The organism is Streptomyces sp. NBC_00483, assembly GCF_036013745.1.
Classification (GTDB): Bacteria; Actinomycetota; Actinomycetes; order Streptomycetales; family Streptomycetaceae; genus Streptomyces.
The window spans coordinates 1,588,414-1,609,722 of the sequence record NZ_CP107880.1 but is presented as its reverse complement, the minus strand read 5'-3'; the positions used below and the strand labels follow the sequence as shown (position 1 = coordinate 1,609,722).

19 protein-coding genes and 1 riboswitch are annotated in these 21,309 nt (G+C 71.1%); of the genes, 6 read left to right on the top strand and 13 right to left on the bottom strand.

Going from position 1 to position 21,309, the window contains the following annotated elements:
- Positions 1 to 41 precede the first annotated feature (41 nt).
- Entirely contained in the window at positions 42 to 2,003 is a 1,962-nt protein-coding gene (locus OHA73_RS06915; RefSeq protein WP_266716325.1) for a M13 family metallopeptidase, read from the top strand.
- A 220-nt stretch (positions 2,004 to 2,223) separates the two neighbouring features.
- Here the strand turns inward: OHA73_RS06915 and OHA73_RS06910 are convergent, their stop codons facing one another.
- From OHA73_RS06910 to rho, 7 genes are all read right to left on the bottom strand, one after another.
- A complete protein-coding gene (locus tag OHA73_RS06910) occupies positions 2,224 to 2,961 on the bottom strand; it encodes a dienelactone hydrolase family protein (protein ID WP_327654529.1) in 738 nt (245 codons plus the stop codon).
- 81 nt (positions 2,962 to 3,042) lie between these two features.
- Positions 3,043 to 4,374, bottom strand: coding sequence for a hypothetical protein (locus tag OHA73_RS06905; RefSeq protein ID WP_266716329.1), 1,332 nt, complete (start codon positions 4,372 to 4,374; stop codon positions 3,043 to 3,045).
- Positions 4,375 to 4,822: 448 nt separating this feature from the next.
- Positions 4,823 to 6,829 (bottom strand): translation factor GTPase family protein, encoded by a 2,007-nt coding sequence (locus tag OHA73_RS06900; protein ID WP_327654528.1) that lies wholly within the window; start codon positions 6,827 to 6,829, stop codon positions 4,823 to 4,825.
- Positions 6,830 to 6,973: 144 nt separating this feature from the next.
- Positions 6,974 to 8,092, bottom strand: coding sequence for a HoxN/HupN/NixA family nickel/cobalt transporter (locus OHA73_RS06895; protein WP_266716333.1), 1,119 nt, complete (start codon positions 8,090 to 8,092; stop codon positions 6,974 to 6,976).
- A 31-nt stretch (positions 8,093 to 8,123) separates the two neighbouring features.
- Positions 8,124 to 8,339, bottom strand: a riboswitch (cobalamin riboswitch).
- Positions 8,339 to 8,857 carry an inorganic diphosphatase gene (locus OHA73_RS06890; protein ID WP_327654527.1) on the bottom strand — a complete coding sequence of 173 codons (519 nt, stop codon included), beginning with the start codon at positions 8,855 to 8,857 and terminating at the stop codon, positions 8,339 to 8,341. Its footprint overlaps the riboswitch before it by 1 nt.
- A 65-nt stretch (positions 8,858 to 8,922) precedes the next feature.
- Entirely contained in the window at positions 8,923 to 9,414 is a 492-nt protein-coding gene (locus OHA73_RS06885; protein WP_327654526.1) for a GNAT family N-acetyltransferase, read from the bottom strand.
- Between the two features lie 29 nt (positions 9,415 to 9,443).
- Entirely contained in the window at positions 9,444 to 10,589 is a 1,146-nt protein-coding gene (rho, locus tag OHA73_RS06880) for a transcription termination factor Rho (RefSeq protein ID WP_327654525.1), read from the bottom strand.
- Between the two features lie 346 nt (positions 10,590 to 10,935).
- Between rho and OHA73_RS06875 the strand changes: the two genes are divergently transcribed.
- Both OHA73_RS06875 and OHA73_RS06870 read left to right on the top strand, forming a co-directional pair.
- The gene (locus tag OHA73_RS06875) at positions 10,936 to 11,646 is read left to right on the top strand and encodes a class I SAM-dependent methyltransferase (RefSeq protein ID WP_327654524.1); all 711 of its coding nucleotides are present in this window, start codon (positions 10,936 to 10,938) and stop codon (positions 11,644 to 11,646) included.
- 151 nt (positions 11,647 to 11,797) lie between these two features.
- Positions 11,798 to 12,592, top strand: a complete 795-nt coding sequence (locus tag OHA73_RS06870; RefSeq protein WP_327654523.1) for a VOC family protein — start codon at positions 11,798 to 11,800, stop codon at positions 12,590 to 12,592.
- A gap of 3 nt (positions 12,593 to 12,595) precedes the next feature.
- Here OHA73_RS06870 and def read toward each other — a convergent pair whose 3' ends face one another.
- Positions 12,596 to 13,243, bottom strand: coding sequence for a peptide deformylase (def, locus tag OHA73_RS06865; protein WP_327654522.1), 648 nt, complete (start codon positions 13,241 to 13,243; stop codon positions 12,596 to 12,598).
- Positions 13,244 to 13,421: 178 nt separating this feature from the next.
- Between def and OHA73_RS06860 the strand changes: the two genes are divergently transcribed.
- On the top strand, positions 13,422 to 14,165 hold the full coding sequence (locus tag OHA73_RS06860) for a GNAT family N-acetyltransferase (protein WP_327654521.1): 744 nt from the start codon (positions 13,422 to 13,424) through the stop codon (positions 14,163 to 14,165).
- 40 nt (positions 14,166 to 14,205) lie between these two features.
- On the opposite strand, the gene OHA73_RS06855 is transcribed toward OHA73_RS06860, so the two are convergent.
- On the bottom strand, positions 14,206 to 14,667 hold the full coding sequence (locus OHA73_RS06855) for a MarR family winged helix-turn-helix transcriptional regulator (protein ID WP_266716349.1): 462 nt from the start codon (positions 14,665 to 14,667) through the stop codon (positions 14,206 to 14,208).
- Positions 14,668 to 14,818: 151 nt separating this feature from the next.
- Between OHA73_RS06855 and OHA73_RS06850 the strand changes: the two genes are divergently transcribed.
- Positions 14,819 to 16,834, top strand: coding sequence for an NADPH-dependent 2,4-dienoyl-CoA reductase (locus OHA73_RS06850; protein ID WP_327654520.1), 2,016 nt, complete (start codon positions 14,819 to 14,821; stop codon positions 16,832 to 16,834).
- 113 nt (positions 16,835 to 16,947) lie between these two features.
- A complete protein-coding gene (locus tag OHA73_RS06845; RefSeq protein WP_267071674.1) occupies positions 16,948 to 17,475 on the top strand; it encodes a PadR family transcriptional regulator in 528 nt (175 codons plus the stop codon).
- Between the two features lie 3 nt (positions 17,476 to 17,478).
- Here OHA73_RS06845 and OHA73_RS06840 read toward each other — a convergent pair whose 3' ends face one another.
- The 4 genes from OHA73_RS06840 to dhaK all read right to left on the bottom strand — a co-directional run bounded on the left by OHA73_RS06840 (position 17,479) and on the right by dhaK (position 20,775).
- Positions 17,479 to 18,489 carry a fibronectin type III domain-containing protein gene (locus tag OHA73_RS06840; protein ID WP_327654519.1) on the bottom strand — a complete coding sequence of 337 codons (1,011 nt, stop codon included), beginning with the start codon at positions 18,487 to 18,489 and terminating at the stop codon, positions 17,479 to 17,481.
- A gap of 171 nt (positions 18,490 to 18,660) precedes the next feature.
- Positions 18,661 to 19,074: a dihydroxyacetone kinase phosphoryl donor subunit DhaM gene (dhaM, locus tag OHA73_RS06835; RefSeq protein WP_327654518.1), complete on the bottom strand. Its 414-nt coding sequence runs from the start codon at positions 19,072 to 19,074 to the stop codon at positions 18,661 to 18,663.
- Complete coding sequence (gene dhaL, locus OHA73_RS06830) at positions 19,071 to 19,679, bottom strand: dihydroxyacetone kinase subunit DhaL (protein WP_327654517.1); 609 nt, start codon at positions 19,677 to 19,679, stop codon at positions 19,071 to 19,073. Before dhaL ends, dhaM begins: the two co-directional genes overlap by 4 nt.
- 103 nt (positions 19,680 to 19,782) lie before the next feature.
- Positions 19,783 to 20,775, bottom strand: coding sequence for a dihydroxyacetone kinase subunit DhaK (dhaK, locus tag OHA73_RS06825; RefSeq protein WP_266716361.1), 993 nt, complete (start codon positions 20,773 to 20,775; stop codon positions 19,783 to 19,785).
- Positions 20,776 to 21,309 lie beyond the last annotated feature (534 nt).

Genomic DNA, 21,309 nt, shown 5'->3' with positions numbered 1-21,309 from the left:
TTGACGCTCTCCCTACGCCCTGACCTGGGTAGGGTGCAGCGATGAGCACTCTGGATGACGCACGCCCGGGCATGGACCCGGCGATCCGACCGCAGGACGACCTCTTCGGGCATGTCAACGGCCAGTGGCTGGCGACCGAGCCGATCCCCGACGACCGCTCCAGCTGGGGCCCCTTCGTGGAGCTCGTGGACGTGGCCGAGCAGCGGGTCAAGGAGATCATTCAGGAGATCGCGGCCGGCGGCCCCACGAGCCTGGACGCGGACGAGGCGCGCAAGATCGCCGACCTGTACGCGTCGTTCATGGACGAGGAGGCCGTCGAGGCCCGCGGGCTCGACCCGGTCCGCCCGCTGATCGAGGAGGTGGCGGCGCTCGACGACGTGCGGCAGCTCGCCGGGTTCCTCGGCCGCTTCGAGCGCAAGGGCGGCTCCGGCCTGTTCGGCGCCTACATCGACAGCGACGACCGGAACTCCGACCGCTACCTCTTCAACATCCTCCAGGGCGGCATCGGCCTGCCCGACGAGTCGTACTACCGCGAAGAGAAGTTCGCCGAGATCCGCGAGAAGTACGAGGCGTACCTGACCGAGCTGTTCACGCTCGGCGAGCACGCGGACCCCGCCTCCGCCGCGCGCACCGTCCTCGCCCTGGAGACCCGGCTCGCCGAGGGCCACTGGGAGCGCGCCGAGACGCGCGACGTACAGAAGACGTACAACCTCACCACCTTCGATGAACTCACCGCTCTCGCCCCGTCGTTCGACTGGCGGGGCTACGTCACCGGGCTCGGCGGCAAGGACGAGACCCTCGCCGAGTCGTGCGTGCGCCAGCCCTCGTATCTGACGCATCTGTCCGCGGTTCTCGCCGAGGTTCCCATCGAGCAGTGGCGCGACTGGCTGCTCGCGCGCGTGCTGCGCTCCGCCGCGCCGTACCTGTCGACGCCGTTCGTGCGCGTGAACTTCGAGTTCTACGGCAAGACGCTCAACGGCACTCCGGAGCTGCGCGCCCGCTGGAAGCGCGGCGTCGCCTTCGTCGAGGGCGCCATCGGCGAGTCCGTCGGCAAGGAGTACGTGGCCCGGCACTTCCCGCCGCGCTCCAAGGCGCTCATGGACGAGCTGGTCGCCAACCTCCTCGAGGCCTACCGCCAGTCCATCTCCCGCCTCGACTGGATGACGGACGAGACCAAGGACCGGGCGTACGAGAAGCTCGCCACGTTCCGGCCGAAGATCGGCTACCCGGACGCGTTCCGTGACTACTCGGGGCTCGCCGTCGTCCCCGACGACCTGCTGGCCAACGCGTACGCGGCCGATGCCTTCGAGCACGACCGGCAGATGGCGAAGATCGGCGCGCCGGTCGACCGCGACGAGTGGTTCATGCTGCCGCAGACCGTCAACGCGTACTACAACCCGGGCACGAACGAGATCTGCTTCCCGGCCGGCATCCTGCAGAAGCCGTTCTTCTCGCCGGACGCCGACGCCGCCGAGAACTACGGCGGCATCGGCGCCGTCATCGGGCACGAGATCGGCCACGGTTTCGACGACCAGGGCGCGCAGTACGACGGCGCGGGCAACCTGAACGACTGGTGGACCGCGGACGACAAGGCCGCCTTCGAGGCGAAGTCGAAGGCGCTCGTCAAGCAGTACGACGGGTTCTCGCCGCGGAACCTTCCGGGGGAGTTCGTCAACGGGTCGCTGACCGTGGGCGAGAACATTGGTGACCTCGGCGGGCTCACCATCGGGCACACCGCGTACAAGATCGCGCTGGGCGACGAGCCGGTGCCGAGTGACGGTGAACTCACCGGTACGCAGCGGCTGTTCATGAACTGGGCGTACTGCTGGCGCACCAAGCGGCGCACGGAGCAGGAGCAGCAGTACCTGACGATCGACCCGCATTCGCCGCCGGAGTTCCGGGCGAACATTGTGCGGAACCTGGATGAGTTCCATGAGGCGTTTGCCACGGTTGTGGGGGACGGGTTGTGGGTTGCGCCGGGGGATCGGGTTCGGATCTGGTGAGACGTTCCTGAGCGGGGCCGGGAGGTGCGCGCCTCCCGGCCCTACGTCTCGGGGCGCTGCCCCGGACCCCGCTGCTCAATCGCCGCAGGGGCTTGAAAGATCGGGGCTCTGCCCCGGGCCCCGCTCCTCAATCGCCGGAGGGGCTTAAATGATCGGGGCTCCGCCTCTGACCCGCTGCTCAAGCGTCGCAGGGGCTTGAAGGGGGAGCGGCTTGATGTGGTCAGTTCAGCTTGGCTCGCAGGAAGTCCAGTGTTGATGACCAGGCCTGGGCCGACGCCTGCGCGTTGTAGACCTCTGGGCGGCCGTCGTTGAAGAAGGCGTGGTCGGCCGGGTACATGCGGAAGTCGGCGTCGATGCCGGACTGGTTCTTCATCGCGGTGCGGAGGCCGTCGAGGGTGGCCGGAGGGATCGCCTCGTCGCGCTCTCCGTAGTGGCCCAGGATCTGCGCCTTCAGGCCGGAGAAGTCCGGGATCTCGCCCTGGATCACGCCGTAGAACGGGACCGCCGCGCTCACCCGCTGGTCCGCCGCGGCCAGGTACAGGACGAAGCCGCCGCCCATGCAGAAGCCGACCGCGCCGACCGTGTCGGAGGTGGTCTGGGGGAGGGTGAGCAGGTGGTCGACCGCGCCGGAGAGAAGTTTCACGCCGCGCTCCACCGGCAGGTCCTGCATCATGCGGAACGCTTCCCCGGAGTCGTGCGCGACGTTCCCGCCGTACAGGTCGGGCGCGAGTGCCACGAAGCCCTCGGCGGCGAGGCGGTCGGCGACGTCGGCGATGTGGTCGGTCAGGCCCCACCACTCCTGGATGACGATGACGCCGGGGCCGTGCCCCGAGGCCGGGAGCGCCAGATAGCCGTGGGCCGTGCTGCCGTGGCTGTCGAACGTCACGTTCTGGTGGGCCGGGCGGCCCGTGGACCTGGGGGTGTGCGGGGTCTGCGGGGTTTGTGGGGTGTGTGCCATGGGCCACGATGCCACCGCGGCGCGTCCCGCGGTGGCATCGTGGGTCCAACCGGAGTCAGTCCCTCCGGAGCCCGTCCGGAGTCAGTCCTTCTTCTGGGCCGACTGGAGCGCCGTGATGCAGGTCGCGATCGCCGACTGCAGTTCCTCGAGGCGCTGCAGCATGTCGTCCTCGACGATGTCGTCGATCTCCTCGGCGGCGACGTCGTCGAACGTCAGCTCCTCGAAGGCCTTCGTCGCCTTCTGCAGGCTGCTGTAGAACTTCGCGCGCCGCTCCTGCACCCGCAGCTCGGGGTCCTTCTCGACGGTCTCGGCGACGAGCGTGCGCACGGTGTCGTACGCCTCGCGGGCCCACTCGCCCGCCTCCTCGTCCTCGTCCAGCTCGTCGATGAGGGACAGGTGCCGCTCTGCCTCCTCGCGCAGCGCGGGGGAGGCCTCGATCTTCTGGCCCGCGGGGGTCTTGACCTGCCCCTCCTCCGCGATCCTGCGAACGTACTCGAGCTGGCCGCCGGTCTTGGTCTCCTCGGCGACGGCCTTCTTCAGGTCGTCCGTACGCACGATGTCGCGGGCCATGCCCGTGCGCAGCACCGGGTCCTCGTCGAGGCGGTCCATCAGCGCCTTGCGGGCGGCCTCTGCGGTGCCGGGGTCGGCGAGGATCGCGGCCCGCAGCGCCGTCGGGTTCTCCGCGACCTCCAGGGCCTTCGTCGGGCGGATGCCCTCGGACTCGGCGGCCTCGGTGATCGCCTGGCCGCGCACCGAGGTCGCGCTGTTGCGGGACACGTAGTACGACAACCAGACGTCGGCGTCCGGGAGTTCGACGTCGGTACCGGGCGTGAGGGCCTCGAACTGGGGGACCAGACCGTCGTCCGCCGCGCTGTCCCACGCCTTGTAGAACCGCATGACGCGGTCGGGGGAGCAGCCCGCGAGTTCGGCGAACTTCCGGGCGGAGACCTTGGCGGACTCCCCGGCGGACTGCCCGCCGGGCCGGACGCTGCGGGCCACCTTCAGGGCGAAGGACCAGCCACCGGTGCGGGCGTAGACGCCGAACTCGTGGGCGTCGCGGGTGATGGCCTCCGGTACGTCGCCGGGGGCGGGGTCGTCGTCGGCCGCTGCCTCGTCGTCAACCACGGAGCTTTCCGCGAAGGGGACCTCCGTGGGCGGCGTCCAGAAGCTGTCGGACACGCTGTCGGGGGTGCCTTCGGGGGCGGGCGCGGCGTCGTCGGGAGCGTCGGCGGTCGGGGCGTCGGTGGTCGGCGGGGTCCACATGTTGTCGGTGTCCCCGGGCTCGGCCGTCTCCTCGTTCGCGGGTGCGGCGGCGCTGCTGTCCGGGGCGACGGCCGGCGCGGGCACGGGCTCCGCGGGGGCGGCGTCGCCGGACGGGATGGCGGCGTCGGACGAGTCGATGGCTACGGACACGTAGGCACTCCTGAGTGATCGGGCACGTGCGGGTTGACGAGCCACTTTATCGCTCCGATTGGGCCGTTTTGCGCGCGAGTTGTCACAGCGGCGCGCCGGGCACGTGTGCGACGCCCGGTCGGCCCGGGCCCGGACGGCGACACGTGCGGTGACAGGCACGGGCGGTGACACGGGCTGCGGAGCTTACGGGCCCGCTGTTCGCGGCTCCCCCTTCTGCGAACAGCGGGCCCGTGCTCGGCCTCCACCGTGCGCCGCGGCGGGAGAGCGAAGGCACGGGAGGCTCGAATTCGAAGCATCTCAGGGCGCGACCCCGTCACGGACGGGGCCAAGGGGCCCTCGTGGGTGGGCCAAACGGCCCGGATTCAACCGCCACGGGCCGTCCGCCCGGATCCGGTCGCCCGGATGCCACCGGCCACCGGCCCCCGGCCCCCGGACCGCCCCACAACCGTCACGCCGTCCGTGCCCCCGCCCCGCGCACCACCCGCAGCAGGTACTCCTTGCGGTGCAGCGGGTCGTGGTCCGTGCGGGAGCGGCGCGGTGTGTCCTCGCGGACCGGGGCGTAGTGGTCGAAGGAGGCCTCCAGGATGCCCTCGCCCCGGGTGAGGGACGGCAGTTGTTGCTCCAGGGCGCGCACCCGTGCCGCGGGGATCAGCCCGTCGACCGTGGTCCATGCCCCGCCGTCCGTGTGCTGCCCCGTCGGCACGGCCCGCAGCCGGGTGATCACCAGCAGTACCGCCCCGTACAGGTCGGCCGGGATGTCCAGGCGGAAGCGGTGCATCGGCTCGCACACCGCCGTGCCCGCGCGCGCGAGTGCGCTCATCAGGACCAGCGGGGTCAGTCCGCGGAAGTCGCCCGCCGTGCTCGACATCGACTTGTCGAAGACGGCGTGCGCGTGGCTCTGCCGCGGCGCGTAGCCGGAGCGCGTCAGCGTCACCGTGCAGTCGGTGACCTGCCAGCCGAGCAGCCCCTGGCGCAGCGTCCTGTGCACGGTCTCCTCGATGGCCTTGATGAAGGCCAGGGGGAGGGAACCGAGCTCGATGCCGAGCCGGAACGCGATGCCCGAGCCGATCGGCGCCGGGTCGACCCGCAGTCCGATGGTCGCCAGGAACGGGTTCCCGTCGTCCTTCATGACCTCGACCGCCGCGCCGGAGCCCGTCGGCCGCTCGACGCACAGGGGCGTCGACTCCCGGAACGTCACGTCGAGCCCGAACTCCTCGGCGAGCGTGGACTGCACGACCTCCTTCTGCACCTCGCCGTAGAGCGACAGGAAGATCTCCTGGCGGATGTCGTCCTGGCGCAGGCCGATCAGCGGGTCCTGCTCGGCGAGCTGGGTGAGCGCGGCGAGCAGGGCGCCGCGCAGCCCCGGCCGGTCCGGGTCGACCACCGTCTCCAGAGTGGGCGGCGCGAAGTGGTGCTCCTTGACGGGGACTTGGGGCTCGCCGAGGTCGTCGCCGACACGTACCCCGCCGAGTCCCCACAGGCGTGCCACCTTTCCTGGGCCCGCCTCCGTGCGTGGTGTGTCCGCCCCGTCCGCGAAGACGCGCACCGACGTCACCCGGTCCTCCCCGCCGCCGGGCAACGCGAGCCGTTCGCGCACCCGCAGCGTCCCGGTGAACACGCGGGCATACGCGATCTTCTCGCCGGCCGGACCGCGCTCCACCTTGAACACGCGGGCGGAGAGCGGTAGTTGGGGCAGTTCCTCGGCAGGAGGGAGCAGGCGCGTGATGCCGTCCACGAGGGTGTCGATCCCCACCCCGGTCATCGCCGAGCCGAAGTACACGGGATGCGCCTCGGTGCGCGCCGTCTGCTCGGCGAGCGCGTCGCGCAGTCGGCCGTACGTGACCGACCCCTCGTCCTTGACGTACGCCTCCAGCAGCGCGTCGTCGCGGGCGGAGAGCACGTCGACCAGGCGGGCGCGATGCTCCGCGTCCTGGGCGACGTAGGGGACGCAGAGCGCGTCCCGGCCGCCGAGGCCGTGCGGCACCGTGTTCATCGGGACCACGGCAGGGGTGAGTTTGTGCCGCAGGTCGTCGAGGAGCGCGGCCTCGCGGGCGCCGCCGCGGTCGACCTTGTTCACGAACACCACCGTGGGGATGCGCAGTCGGCGCAGCGTCCGCATCAGGACGCGGGTCTGCGCCTGCACGCCCTCGACGGCCGAGACGACGAGCACCGCCCCGTCGAGGACCCCGAGCACCCGCTCGACCTCGGCGATGAAGTCCGGGTGGCCCGGTGTGTCCACCAGATTGATGTTGGTGTCGCCGAGCGGGAACGACGCCACGGCGGACTTGATGGTGATGCCGCGCCTGCGCTCCAGGTCGAGGGAGTCGGTGCGGGTGCTCCCGTCGTCGACCCGGCCGAGTTCGTCGATCACCCCGGCCGTGTGCAGGAGCCGCTCGGTCAGGCTGGTCTTACCGGCGTCGACGTGCGCGAGAATGCCCAGATTCAGTGTGTGCACTGGCAGTCATGTCCTTGGGGGAGAGGGCAGGGGCCTTCTGAAGGAACATGTCTGCAGAGCGCATGGATCGGTCCTCACGGTCGGGGCGCGCGGGATTGCCCGCTGCATTCAGTGCAGCAGGGGCCGCGCGCCCCGGCAACCGAATTACGCGCCGTCGGCCACCCGCGCCGACCACCGCTGCTCGACCCGCGCCAGGCGCCAGTAGGCGATCGCCGCCGCCCACACGACCACGAACAGGCCCACGATCACGTACCCGACGTTGTCGAGATCGAGACCGGCGATCCAGTCGGTCACCGCGTCGCTCAGGTCGAGCTTGTCGTGCAGGACGCCGACGAGTTCGATCGTCCCGATGAAGAACGCGACCGCGATCGACAGACCGGTGATGGTGAGGTTGTAGAACACCTTGCGCACCGGGTTGGAGAACGCCCACTGGTAGGCGAAGTTCATGAACGTGCCGTCGAGTGTGTCGAACAGGCTCATGCCCGCGGCGAACAGCAGCGGCAGGCACAGGATCGCATACCACGGCAGGCCCGCGGCGGCGCCGCTGCCCGCCATCACCATCAGCGTCACCTCGGTCGCGGTGTCGAAGCCGAGGCCGAAGAGGAAGCCCAGCGGGAACATCTGGCCGGGGCGGGTGATGGACTTGGTGAAACGGCCGAGGATCCGGTTCATGAACCCGCGGGAATCCAGGTGCTCCTCGAGCTTCCGCTCGTCGTAGGAGCCCGCGCGCATCGCCTTGAAGACCTTCAGAATGCCCATCAGGGCAACGAGGTTGAGCGCCGCGATGAGATACAGGAACGAACCGGAGACGGTGGTGCCGACGACGCCGAGCACCTGGTGGGTCCGCGATTCGTCGTTCAGCAGGGTGCCCGCGAGCGCGGCGCCACCCGCGACGAGCGCCGCCATGGCGACCACCACGCTGGAGTGGCCGAGAGCGAACCAGAAGCCGACCGAGACGGGCCGTTTGCCGTCCGCCATCAGCTTGCGGGTGGTGTTGTCGATGGCCGCGATGTGGTCGGCGTCGAAGGCGTGCCGCATGCCGAGCGTGTACGCCGTGATGCCGAGGCCGATACCGAAGGCCTTGTTGCCGACCTCGTAGTGCTCGGGCACGACGAGCAGGAACAGCACGCCGAACGCGACGACGTGCAGCGCGGCGATCACCGCGATCAGGCCCGCGGTGCGCAGCGTGTCCTCGCGGCGCCAACGGAAGGCGGGGGAGGGGGAATTCAGGGCAGGGGTCGGGGAGTCCCCGGGCAGGGTCATGCGTCGATCACGCTCCAGCACCTCGTGGATCACTTCGTGAGATGCCGCGGCCGGTCTCCTGGCTTACGGGCGTGCCCGACGCTCCGGCCTTCCCGGTGGCCGACGGCCGCCAGTGGCGCACAGGGTGGAACGGCGCGCTCCGGACGTCACTGTCCGGAACCCGATCACAGTGGCGAGGGCCGCTCCGGAATGGGCCCCTGAAGGGCCGTCACCGGTCTTCCCGAGCACCACGGCCCGACCACCCTACTACCTCCCTTTTGGCTGACCGGAAGCGCGTTCGCGGGCCCGCCCGATCTCCTTGTACGCCTTCTCCCGGCCCTCCCAGTGGGAGCCGTCGACCGATTTGCCCGGCTCCAGATCCTTGTAGACCTCGAAGAAATGGGTGATCTCCAGGCGGTCGAACTCGGGGATGTCCTCGATGTCCCGGACCGCGTCGTGCCGTGGATCGTGCGCGGGAACGCACAGCACCTTCTCGTCCGGACCCTTCTCGTCGCTCATGACGAACATGCCGATCGCCCGGCACTCGACGACGCAACCGGGGAACGTCGCGTCGCCGGTCAGGACGAGCGCGTCCAGCGGATCGCCGTCGCCGCCGAGAGTGCCCTCGATGTAGCCGTAGTCCGCGGGGTACTGCGTCGACGTGAACAGCATCCGGTCGAGCCGGATCCGCCCGATGTCGTGGTCCATCTCGTATTTGTTCCGTGAGCCCTGCGGGATCTCCACGATCACGTCGAACGCCTCGGCGCGTGCCTGACTGCTGCCCAATGTGGCCTCCTTGCCGCATTCCGACGCCCACGAGTGTGCGCCGTACCGGGCAAGGGCGGAACCCCTCAGGCGGCCGGGGGAATGGGGAATTCGAGTTCGGGTCGGTCCCAGGCGACGGCCGGCGGGCGTGCGAGCACGGTGCCGGTGCGGTGCGCGCCCATGGAGCGGTAGAAGCCCTCGGCGGGCGGGTGCGCGACGACGCGGACGTGGTCGAGGCCCGCGGCCAGCGCCTGCTCCCGCATATGGTCGACCAGCAGCCGCCCGATGCCCCGGCCCTGCGCCTCGTCCGCGACGAACATCAGGTCCAGCTCGGGCGGCGCGGTGAGCAGCGAGTAGAAGCCGAGCACCCGCTCGTCGGCCGGATCCACTGCTACGTAGACGTGATGCGCCTCTACGTAGTCGGGACCCACCCGATAGCCCGCGACCATGGAGGCGTAGGGGTCCCGGTAGGCGCTGGAGCCGCGCACGAGGCGGGTGAGACGCCGGGAGTCCTTGGCGGTGGCCCGCCGGACGGTGATCGAGGGACCCCTTCCACGGCGCGTCATGCTCGCGTTCATGTGCCGAGTATTACGCATCCGGGCCGGGGTCAGGCGGCGGGCACCGTGGACTGCGCCTGGCGCAGGAACGTGGCGTTGTCCGGGGTCTGGCGCAGCTTGTCGAGCAGGGCCTCGTAGGAAGCGGCCGGGTCCCGGCTCTGCAGGGCGCGCCGCAGTCCGCGGACGACGGCCAACTCGGGCGCGGGGAGCAGGAGTTCCTCGCGGCGGGTGCCGGAGGGGGTGAGCTCGACGGCCGGGTGGACGCGGCGCTGCGCGAGGACGCGGTCCAGGCGCAGCTCCATGTTGCCGGTGCTCTTGAGCTCCTCGAAGTAGTAGTCGTCGGCGCGGGAACCGGTGTCGACGAGGGCGGTGGCGAGGATGGTCAGCGATCCGGCCTCCTCGGTGTTGCGGGCCGCGCCGAAGAAGCGCTTCGGGCCGTGCAGGGCGGCCGCGTCGACACCGCCCGACAGGGTGCGGCCGCTGGTGGCGGCCGCGTTGTTGTGCGCCCGGCACAGCCGGGTGAGGGAGTCGAGGAGGATCACCACGTCGCGGCCCTGCTCGGTGAGGCGCTTGGCGCGCTCCACCGCGAGTTCGGCGAGCGCGATGTGCTCCTTCGCCGGGCGGTCGAACGTCGAGGCGTACACCTCGCCGCGCACGGAGCGCCGCATGTCGGTGACCTCCTCGGGGCGCTCGTCGACGAGCACCACCATGAGGTGGACCTCGGGGTGGTTGGCGGCGAACGCGGCGGCGAGCTGCTGCAGCAGAACCGTCTTGCCGGTCTTGGGCGGGGCGACGAGCAGCCCGCGCTGCCCCTTGCCGATGGGCGTGAACAGGTCGACGACCCGTCCGGCGAGCCCCGCGGCCGGGTGCTCGAGGCGGAAGCGTTCGCTGGGGTGGAGCGGGGTGAGGTCGGCGAAGCGCGGGCGGCCGCGGGTCGCGGCAGCGGGGGCGCCGCCGACGGTCTCGACGTGCGCGAGGCTGCGCGGCTTCCCGCACGTTCCCTCGACGAAGTCGCCCTTGCGCAGGCCGAGTTGGCGGATGAGGTGGGCGGGGACCTGGACGTCGTGCGACGTGGGCTCCAGGTCGGCCGCCCGCAGGAAACCGGTCCCGTTCCCGCCGATGTCGAGGACGCCGGCGGCGCGGACGGGTTCTTGGGATGTGGCTGTGGTGGTGCTCATGGTGGTGGCCGTGGTCATGGTGATCACAGGTCCTTTCGCGGGCCGAGCCGCGGACGCGGCAGGCGTACAAGTGCAGGGAAGGGGGTGGGATCCGGCGAGTGGCAGGGGCGGCTGAGCGCGCCCCGCGGCCGGGGAGAACCTGGTGCCGCGGCAACGGGTGAAGAGCCCGCCAGAAGCCGCTGACCAGGGATGACATGCGCTGTGTGGCGACGGGAAAGCCGTCGCACCGGGAGCGCTGGAGAAAGAGATTCGGTACCGGCGCCTCGAAACGGGCGAGCACATGTACCGCCTTGACAGTACCACCCGATCCCCGCCGCGCGGCAAGCCCCGACTTCGGGGCCGGTGCGCCCTATGCTGAGCGGCCATGTTCACCGATCAGGGCCCCACCCTCCGCGAGCTGGCCGTTCAGGCGCTGTCCTCGGTCGAGCGGGGGTACGATCTGCTGGCGCCGAAATTCGACGAGACGCCGTTCCGCACCCCGGATGTCGTGCTGGACGCGGTGGGCCGCGCGCTCGCCGGGCTCGGCCCGTACGGCACCGGGCTCGACCTGTGCTGCGGGACCGGCGCGGGCCTGCGCGTGCTGCGCGAGGCGGGTGTCGGGCGGGCCGTGGGCGTGGACTTCAGCGGCGGCATGCTGGACGTCGCGCGGCGCGGTGAGCCGACGGCCGACTGCGTCCGCGCGGACGCGCTCGCGCTGCCCTTCGGCGAGGTCTTCGACCTGGTGGTGAGCTTCGGGGCGTTCGGGCACTTCCTGCCGCGCGAGTGGCCGCGGCTGTTCTCCGAGGTGTGCCAAGTGCTGCGCCCCGGCGGGCAGTTCGCGTTCCCGTTGCCCGCGCCGATGGGTCCCGGTTCGCTGGGCTACTGGGCGATGCTCGGCTTCGACGGCGCGATGCGGGTGCGCAACGCGGTGTGGCGGCCCCCGTTCGTCATGTACTACCGGCCGTTCCGACTCGGCGACGTACGGCGGGAGCTGGACCGCGCCGGGTTCGATGTGGCGCTCCACGCGCTGTCCGAGCTCGGCGAGCGGCCGGACGGCAGTCCGCGGTGCGGGCTGGTCGTGGCGACGCGCCGATAGGTGGGGTCCAGTAGGACGCAGTGGCGATGGGCGGGGTCCAGCAGGACGAAGTGGCGTCCGCCGGATCGCGCCGCACGCCCGCCGCGCCTAGCGTGTAGCCATACCTGCCGGGCCGCGTCGTGCCCGGCGACCGACGGAAGGGTGTCGCGTCATGTCCGCTCGTCCTGAAGGCGCGCCGGTCTGGGCCGACGCCATGTTCCCCGACCTGGAGGCCGCGAAGGGCTTCTACACGGAGCTGTTCGGCTGGACCTACGACGAGGGCAGTGCCGAGTTCGGCAACTACACGCAGGCCAGGACGCCCGACGGCAAGCGGGTCGCGGCTCTCGTGCCGCAGATGCCCGGCGCGGAGGGCGTGCACCCCGCCTGGAACCTGTACCTCGCCACCGCCGACATCGAGTCGGTCACCGAGCGGATCAAGGACGCGGGCGGCAGCGTCATGATGGACCCGATGCAGGTCGCGTCCTTCGGCACGATGGTCACCGCCCAGGACCCCGCGGGCGTCGTCTTCAGCGTCTGGCAGCCCGACACCCACGAGGGCTTCGAGAAGGTCAACGAGCCCGGCGCGTTCTGCTGGGCCGAGGTCAACACCCGCAACGCCGGGCGGACCGACTCCTTCTTCCCGAAGGTCTTCGGCTACGACGTGCAGAAGATGGCCGACGAGCACATGGACTTCAACGTCTGGATGCTGGACGGCGAACCGGTCATGGGCCGCTTGCAGATGACCGACGAATTCCCCGCGCACGTCCCCTCGTACGTCAATGTGTACTTCGTCGTCGAGGACTGCGACGCGGCCGTCGCCACCGTCCAACGCCTGGGCGGCAAGCTGCACTTCGGCCCCGTGGACAGCCCCTTCGGCCGGTTCGCGGCGGTCGGGGACCCGCAGGGCGCGGCGTTCTCCGTCATCGACGTGAGCTCCACCAAGGGCGAGATGCCGGACATGGGCTGACGGTCAGTCGGACCGGGGAAGCTCGAACCCCAGCTCCTGAGCGGCGAGTTGGGGAGTCGGCTGCGCCCACCGCTCCACTGCCGCGCTGCTCTGCGTGGACGAAAGCGAGCGCAGCTCGGCGCGGTCCAGATAGAGCGTGCCGTTCAGATGGTCCGTCTCGTGCTGCACGATCCGTGCGGGCCAGCCCGTGAACTCCTCGTCCACCGCGCGCCCTTGCTCGTCGAGGGCGCGCAGTCGCACGCGCTCGTGCCGGGCGACCACGGCCTGATAGCCCGGCACGCTCAAGCACCCTTCGTAGAAGGCGACGTGCCGTGGTCCCACAGTGTCGTACGACGGGTTGATCAGCACGCGGAACGGCTGCGGCACCCGTCCCCGCGCCGCGCGCACCTCGTCGCTCACGGCCGCCGCGTCCTCGATGACGGCGAGCCGCAGCGGCACCCCGATCTGCGGCGCGGCCAGGCCGACGCCGGGCGCGGCGTGCATGGTGACCCGCATCGCGGCGATCAGCCGGGCGAGCAGCTCGTCCGGGAGCTGCCCGTCGACGGGCTCGGCGGGGTGGCGCAGGACCGGGTCGCCCGCCGCGACGATCGGCAGCGGCTCCTCGGCGGCGAGCAGGGACTCGACGTGATCACTCAGTGACGTGAACGGCATGGCGCCAGGATGCCAAGCGTGATCGCGGGGGCGTGGTGCGGGGTCCGGAAAGGGAGCCGGAAAGGTGGCAGGGAAGGGGCCCGGGAATGTGTCGGCGCCTTCGGCGGTTCTGATCCTGTGGCCGCCCCGAACGGATGGGGCGGCAGTGGCACAGGAGAAGGTTCGAAGGTTCCGACGGATGACGCAGACGCAGACGTACGCAGCGCACGAGGGCACGCCCGGCCCCGTACCGGGGACCGAGGGCGGGTTCCACCCCCTCGACCACCCCGCGTACGCCGCGCTCACCGGCCCGCACGCGCACTTCGCCGAGCGGAGCGGCCGCGCCCTGCGCTATCCCACCGCCGTCACGCCGTGGACCGCGCTGCCCCCTGACCCCGGGCCCTCGGACTGGGCGGACCTCGCCGCCTTCGCCGCCCCCGACGGAACCCTGCCGCTGCTCGGCACCGACATCGAGCTGCCGGACGGCTGGGAGACGACGGTGGACTTCGCGGGCGTGCGCATGGTCGGCGACGCGGTGGACGCGACCCCCGACCCGGAGGCCGTCCTGCTCACTGTCGACGACGTGCCGGAGATGCTCGACCTGGTGGCCCGCACCCAGCCGGGCCCGTTCACGCCCCGCACCATCGAACTCGGCACGTACCTGGGCATCCGCCAGGGCGGCGCGATCGTCGCGATGGCGGGGGAGCGCCTGCACCTGCCCGGATACACCGAGGTCAGCGCCGTGTGCACCGACCCGGACCACCGGGGCAAGGGCCTCGCGGGCCGCCTGGTGAAGGCCGTCGCGGCCGTGGTCAAGGAGCGCGGCGAGACCCCGTTCCTGCACACCGGCGCGGACAACACCAGCGCGATCCGGCTGTACGAGTCCCTGGGCTTCCACCTGCGCAACACGACCCACTTCCGCACGGTGCGCGCCCCGCGGTAGCGCGGAGCGGGCCGCGGACTCAGCGGTGGCCCGGAGCGGCCTACGAGCCGCTTTCCTCTTCCTGGGCCGCGTGGTTGTAGCGCACCAGGTAGTCGGCGAACCGCTCCAGGTCCTCCTCCGGCCAGTCCGCCAGGCGGTCGCCGAAGATCTGGCGGCGGTTGACGGTCACCTGGCGCAGGACATCGGCGCCGGCCTCGGTCGGGTGCAGGACCTGGACGCGGTGGTCGTCGGGGTCGACGCGCCGGATCACGAGGCCGGCCCGCTGCAGGGCGGCCACCTGGCGGCTGACCGTCGACTTGTCGAGGGCGTAGTGCGCCGCCAGGTCCGTGGCGCGGCAGCCGCCGCGCTCGTCGAGGTGGGCGAGCAGCGAGTACGAGACGAGCGAGAGCTCCGGGTGCATCCGCGCGGCGGTGGCCCGCGCCCGCCGGGCGAACGAGGTCAGCTCGCGCTGAATGGTCTCCACGGCCGCCTCGCGGTCGGCCGCGTGATCTGGCTGTGCCACGGCGGTTCCTTTCGTGGTGCTCGTTGCACTCTACAACCCAGCCCGCCCGGCAGCGGCCCGACGTGGCGCGGATCTCTTTTGCAACTTGTTGCAAAACCGGTGCGGTGTCCTCTACAACTGATTCGACCGTTCACCGCTCACGGAGGGCCCCATGAGCCGCTACCCGCACCTGCTCGCCCCGCTCGACCTCGGATTCACGACGCTCCCCAACCGCGTCCTGATGGGCTCGATGCACGTGGGCCTGGAGGAGGCTCCGAACGGTTTCGCGCGCATGGCCGAGTTCTACGCGACCCGCGCCCGCGGCGGCGTCGGCCTCATCGTCACCGGTGGCATCGCGCCCAACGCCGAGGGCTGCTCCTTCGAGGGCGGCGCCAAGATGACCACCGAGGCGGAGGCCGAGCAGCACCGCGAGATCACCGACGCCGTGCACGCGGCGGGCGGCAGGATCGCCATGCAGATCCTGCACTTCGGCCGGTACGCCTACCACCCGAACCTGGTCGCGCCGAGCGCGCTGCAGGCCCCCATCAGCCCCTGCGTGCCGAACGAGCTGAGCGACGCGGACGTCGAGCGGACCATCGAGGACTACGCGCGCGCCGCCGAACTCGCCAAGTCCGCCGGGTACGACGGCGTCGAGGTCATGGGCTCCGAGGGCTACCTCATCAACGAGTTCATCGTCTCCGCCACCAACCACCGCGAGGACCGCTGGGGCGGTTCGTACGAGAACCGGATCCGGTTCGCCGTCGAGATCGTGCGGCGCGTGCGCGAGCGGGTCGGGCCCGACTTCATCCTCATCTACCGGCTGTCCATGCTGGACCTGGTCCCCGGCGGCTCGACCCTCGACGAGGTCGTGCAGCTCGCCAAGGAGATCGAGGCGGCCGGCGCGACCATCATCAACACCGGCATCGGCTGGCACGAGGCGCGCATCCCCACCATCGCCACGTCCGTCCCGCGCGGCGCGTACAGCTTCGTCACCAAGAAGGTCATGGGCGAGGTGAACGTCCCGCTCGTCACCACCAACCGCATCAACACCCCGGAACTCGCCGAGGAGTTGCTCGCCGAAGGCGCCGCCGACATGGTCTCCATGGCGCGCCCGATGCTCGCCGACCCGGACTTCGTGAACAAGGCGGCAGCCGACCGCTCCGACGCCATCAACACCTGCATCGGCTGCAACCAGGCCTGCCTCGACCACATCTTCAGCCTCCAGATCACCTCCTGCCTGGTGAACCCGCGCGCCTGCCACGAGACCGAGCTGGTGCTCTCGCCGACCCGGATCCGCAAGCGCGTCGCCGTCGTCGGCGCCGGCCCCGCCGGCCTCGCCTGCGCCGTCAGCGCCGCCGAGCGCGGCCACGAGGTGACCCTGTTCGACGCCGCCGCCGAGATCGGCGGGCAGCTCAACGTCGCCCGTCAGGTCCCCGGCAAGGAGGAGTTCAACGAGACGCTGCGCTACTTCCGCACGCAGCTCGAACTGCACGGCGTGAACGTCAAGTTGGAGACCCGCGTCGCCGCCGACGACCTCGGCTCCTACGACGAGGTCGTCGTCGCCACCGGCGTCGCCCCGCGCACCCCCGCCATCGACGGCGTCGACCACCCGAAGGTCGTCGGCTACCTCGACGTCCTGCGCGGCAGCGCGCCCGTCGGCGACCGCGTCGCGATCATCGGCGCCGGCGGCATCGGCTTCGACGTCGCCGAGTACCTCACCGACGACGGCGAGAAGGCGAGCCTGGACCCGGCCACGTACTTCCGGCAGTGGGGCGTCGACATGGACTACGCCGACCGCGGCGGCCTCACCAAGCCCGAGCGGCCCGCCCCGCCCCGCCAGGTGCACCTCGTCCAGCGCAAGGCCACCAAGGTCGGCGCGGGCCTCGGCAAGACGACCGGCTGGATTCACCGCACCGAGCTGCGCCACCGCGGTGTCACCATGGTCGCGGGCGCCACGTACGACCTCATCGACGACGCGGGCCTGCACGTCACCATCGAAGGCGAGCAGTCCCTCATCCCCGTCGACACCGTCGTCCTGTGCGCGGGCCAGGAACCCCACCGCTCGCTGTACGACGACCTGGTGGCCGCCGGACGTACCCCGCACCTGATCGGCGGCGCCGACCTCGCGGCCGAGCTGGACGCCAAGCGCGCCATCAAGCAGGGCACCGAGGTCGCGGCCGCGCTGTAGAGCCCGTCCCAGAGACCGGGGAGTCACGTGACCGGGCCCGCCGGACACGTGACTCCCCTTCGCCCATGTCCACCACTCATGTCCACTCACGGGAACTCGCCTACCCTTACGACATGTCACTCCCGCACGCGATCCTCACGGCGCTCCTGGAGAAGCCGTCGTCGGGCCTCGAGCTGACCCGCAGGTTCGACAGGTCCATCGGCTACTTCTGGTCGGCCACGCACCAGCAGATCTACCGGGAGCTCGGCAAACTCGAACGCGAGGGACTGATCCGCGCGCTGCCCACCGAGACACCCTCGCGCGGCCAGAAGAAGGAGTACGAGGTCCTGCCGGGGGGCCGGGCGGAACTGGCCCGTTGGACCGCCACCCCCCAGGACCCCAGGCCGCTGCGCGACCCGCTGCCGCTGCGCCTGCGCTCCGCCGCGGTGGTCGGCACGGAGGGCATCGCCGAGGACCTGAGTCGCCATCTCGCCCTGCACCGCGAGCAGTTGGCGACGTACCAGGACATCGAGAAGCGAGACTTCCCGCCGGAGAAGAACAGCGAGGCCGACCGCTTGCAACACGCGGTGCTGCGCGCGGGCATCGACCTCGAACGGTTCTGGGTGGACTGGCTGGAGCGGACCCTGACGGAACTGGACTGACCCTCAGCCCCGCTTCGCAGCCTTCCCCGTGGTCACCTTCCGCTCCGCCGAGAAGGCGCCCCACGTCCCGTCCGGCAACTGCGCACGCAGCTTCACCCGGTGCTCCACGTGCGGCTTCTTGCCGATGTAGAAGCTGTACGTCGCCGAGTCGGCCGGCGCGCTCTCGCCCCACATCACCGTCGTCGCCTCCCGGCCGTCCAGGAACAGCTGGTACGCCGGAACCTCGCCGCCGGTCCGCGGCGGCGTCCACGCCAGGTCGATGTAGTACGCGCCCTTCGCGCGCCGCGTCGACGCCTCGAACTCCGAAGGGGCGGTACCGGGCCCCTCCTCGCCCTTGCCCCGCGCGGTCGTCAGGCGCAGGGTCCCGCTCGCGGCCGAGGTGTTGTCGGCGGCGTCCCGGGCGCGCACGCTGAATGCGTAGTCGGTGCCCGGCCGCAGCCCGGTGACCAGCGCCCGCGTCTCCTTGCCACCGACGCTGTGGATCTTCGTGGCGCCCTGGTAGATGTCGTACGAGGCGACGCCCCGGTCGTCCGTCGCCTTCCGCCACGCCAGCGACACGGCACGGCTCCCGTCCGCCTGCCCACGCAGCCCGGTCGGCCGGCTCGGGGCCGCGCGGTCCTCCTTGACGGCGGCCGGGGTGGTGACGGTGACGCGGGTACTGGCGGGACCCAGGGAGCCGTCCGTGCCGCGGGCCCGCACCGTGAACACGTATCGGGACGTGGGGGCGAGTCCGGTGACGTCGACCATGTGCCGCTCCGCGGGCAGCCGCTTCACGCGCTTGGCGCCGCGGTACACCTCGTACTCCTTGACCTCCGCCGTGCTCGCGGGGCGGTTCCACATGACGTGCACGGAGGTGGCGCTACCGGCCTGCGCGGTGACCCCGGCCGGCGCCGACAGGGCGGGCCCCTCGGCCTTCGCACTGTCGGAGAGGAGGCCGCAGGAGGCGAGCGCGGGCACGAGTGCGGCGGCGCAGGCCGTGCGGGCGAGCAGGGCGCGTGGGGGGAGGCGTCGCACGGAGGGCCTTCCGTTCGAGCGGATTGGTACAGACCTGTATGGCACGAGAGGTGGGCTCTCCTCAAGGGGTTCGCGCCAACAGGTCTGTACCAAAGACCCGTTGAAGGAGGTTGGGAGGTGTCGAAGGAGGTTGGGAGGTGCTGAGAGGCGGTCCCTCGCTCCCTCAGTCCTTCAGTCCTTGCGGTACGTGTACGCCTCCGAGGCCGCCGCGGCGACCGCGTCCAGGTCCGCTCCGGTGGAGGCGGTGACGACCGCGGCGATCGCGCCCTCCACAAAGGGGGCGTCCACGAGGCGTGTGGCGTCCGGGAGTTCATCGCCCTCGGCCAGCAGCGCCTTCACGGTCAGCACGGCGCTGCCGAGGTCGACGAGGACCGCGACACCCGCACCCCGGTCGACCTCCGCCGCGGCCGCGGAGATCAGCTCGGAGCTGGTGCCGAGGCCGCCGTCCTCTGTGCCGCCGGCCGCCGCGACGGGCGCGGTGTCGCCGCCTCCGGAGAGCCCGGTCGCGAGCCGCGCCACGGACTCGGCGACGTCCTTGCTGTGCGAGACCAGCACGATGCCGACGGGCTTGTCGGGGGCGCTCACGACGCGGCCTCCGCCGTCTCGGCCAGCGCGGCGATCAGCAGCGCCGACGACGTGGCACCCGGATCCTGGTGCCCTATGCTGCGCTCACCGAGATAACTCGCCCGCCCCTTGCGGGCCTGTAGCGGGGTGGTGGCCTCGGCCCCGTGCTCGGCCGCCGACCGTGCCGCGGCGAAGTCCCCGTCGCCGAGCGCCTCCGCTGCCGGCACGAGGGCGTCGAGCATCGTCTTGTCGCCGGGAGCGGCGCCGCCGAGCGCGGCGACGGCGTCGACGCCGGCCTTCAGTGCCTGCGCGAAGTCCGCCTCGCCGACCTCGGCCGCATCGCCCAGCGCCTTGCCGGTGCGGCGCAGCAGCGTCCCGTACAGCGGACCCGACGCGCCGCCCACCGTCGAGATCAACGTCCGTCCGGCCAGGGTGAGTACGGCCCCCGGAGTGTCCGGCGCGTCCTTGTCGAGAGTGGCGCGCACGGCGTTGAACCCGCGCTGCAGATTGCTGCCGTGGTCCGCGTCGCCGATCGGCGAGTCGAGGTCGGTGAGCCGGTCGGCCTCGCGGTCCACGGCCGCGGCGGCCAGTGTCAGCCAGCGCCGGAAGAAGTCGGCGTCGAGCACGTGATCTCCTTGCTGTTCAGATTCGTTGATGTGGCGAGGTATCAGGGCGGGGTCTGTGCATGCCCCCAGCTACATGTACACGCCCCCGGCTACATGCCCCTATCTACATGCCCCAGCGGAGCCCGGCCGTGCTGACCGGTGCGTCCCACAGGCGCAGCAGCTCCTCGTCGGCCTGGCAGATCGTGACGGAGGCGCCGGCCATGTCGAGCGAGGTGACGTAGTTCCCGACGAGCGTGCGGGCGACAGGCACGCCGCGCTCCCCGAGCACCCGCTGCACTTCGGCGTTGAACCCGTAGAGCTCGAGAAGCGGGGTGGCACCCATCCCGTTGACGAGCACAAGGACGGGGCTGCTGGGGTTGAGGTCCTCCAGCACGGCGTTCACGGAGAAGTCCGCGATCTCCCCGGACGTCATCATGGAACGCCGCTCACGGCCCGGCTCGCCGTGGATCCCGATCCCCAACTCCAGCTCGCCGGACGGCAGATCGAAGGTGGGCGCGCCCTTGGACGGTGTGCTGCAGGCGCTCAACGCGACGCCGAAACTCCGCGCGTTCTCATTGACCTGCCGGGCGATCGCCTCGACGCGCTCCAGCGGCTGCCCCTCCTCGGCGGCGGCACCGGCGATCTTCTCCACGAACAGGGTCGCCCCGGTGCCGCGCCGCCCTGCGGTGTAGAGGGAGTCGGTGACGGCGACGTCGTCGTTCACCAGCACCTTGGCGACCTGGACACCCTCGTCCTCGGCGAGCTCGGCGGCCATGTCGAAGTTCAGTACGTCGCCGGTGTAGTTCTTCACGATGAACAACACACCGGCGCCACTGTCCACCGCGGCGGCGGCCCGCACCATCTGATCCGGCACGGGCGAGGTGAACACCTCACCGGGACAGGCCGCGGAGAGCATCCCGGGACCGACGAACCCGCCGTGCAGCGGCTCGTGCCCGGACCCGCCGCCCGACACCAACGCCACCTTCCCGGCCACCGGCGCGTCCCGGCGCACGATCACCCGGTTCTCGACGTCCACGTTCAGTTCGGGGTGGGCGGAGGCCATCCCCTTCAGGGCGTCGGTGACGACCGTCTCGGCTACGTTGATCAGCATTTTCACTCGTACCTCCGGGTGGCGTTAGCAGGTAGGTTGCTGGCCTGCGTTTTCCCTGGTCGTGTTGGTTGTATGCAGTTCTGGATCTTGGCGGTCCGTGGCGGTCGACGGCGGGGGTGGGCGGGGCTGATGCTGACTCAATACTGACTTTGTTGACGGGTCGTCAGGTGTTCCTTGCCGAGGGTGCTACTCCATCGCCAGTATCGACGGAGAGGCAGTGTTGGGCACCTGTTGAGACCTGGACGATGTGACGTTGCGGTAGCGCGTGTGGCTGCGGGGGCGGTTGTTCGGTTGTCTGCCCCTGCTCCAGCTGCCGGCCGCCCGTGCACCGTGCGGTGTTTCCTCCTCCGGGGTAGTGACGGAAGGGGAGTAGGAGCAGGCGTGTTCTGCGCCGGGTGCTTGTGAACGTAGGTTCGGTCGGGCGTGGTGGGGCCTGGCATGCAGTGAGTTGCCAGGCAACGGTCCGATGGGGGGGCGTCGGACCGATCGTTCGGGAGAAGAGGATGCAGCAGGTGCGGGGCGAGGACCGGCTGGAGTGCG

Bases quoted from the DNA above. Each gene is read 5' to 3' on its own strand.
- OHA73_RS06910 (WP_327654529.1), bottom strand. From the start codon at position 2,961: ATGGCACACACCCCACAAACCCCGCAGACCCCGCACACCCCCAGGTCC.
- OHA73_RS06885 (WP_327654526.1), bottom strand. From the start codon at position 9,414: ATGAACGCGAGCATGACGCGCCGTGGAAGGGGTCCCTCGATCACCGTC.
- OHA73_RS06875 (WP_327654524.1), top strand. From the start codon at position 10,936: ATGTTCACCGATCAGGGCCCCACCCTCCGCGAGCTGGCCGTTCAGGCG.
- OHA73_RS06850 (WP_327654520.1), top strand. From the start codon at position 14,819: ATGAGCCGCTACCCGCACCTGCTCGCCCCGCTCGACCTCGGATTCACG.
- OHA73_RS06915 (WP_266716325.1), top strand. From the start codon at position 42: ATGAGCACTCTGGATGACGCACGCCCGGGCATGGACCCGGCGATCCGA.
- OHA73_RS06895 (WP_266716333.1), bottom strand. From the start codon at position 8,092: ATGACCCTGCCCGGGGACTCCCCGACCCCTGCCCTGAATTCCCCCTCC.
- OHA73_RS06870 (WP_327654523.1), top strand. From the start codon at position 11,798: ATGTCCGCTCGTCCTGAAGGCGCGCCGGTCTGGGCCGACGCCATGTTC.
- rho (WP_327654525.1), bottom strand. From the start codon at position 10,589: ATGACCACGGCCACCACCATGAGCACCACCACAGCCACATCCCAAGAA.
- def (WP_327654522.1), bottom strand. From the start codon at position 13,243: ATGCCGTTCACGTCACTGAGTGATCACGTCGAGTCCCTGCTCGCCGCC.
- OHA73_RS06860 (WP_327654521.1), top strand. From the start codon at position 13,422: ATGACGCAGACGCAGACGTACGCAGCGCACGAGGGCACGCCCGGCCCC.
- OHA73_RS06845 (WP_267071674.1), top strand. From the start codon at position 16,948: ATGTCACTCCCGCACGCGATCCTCACGGCGCTCCTGGAGAAGCCGTCG.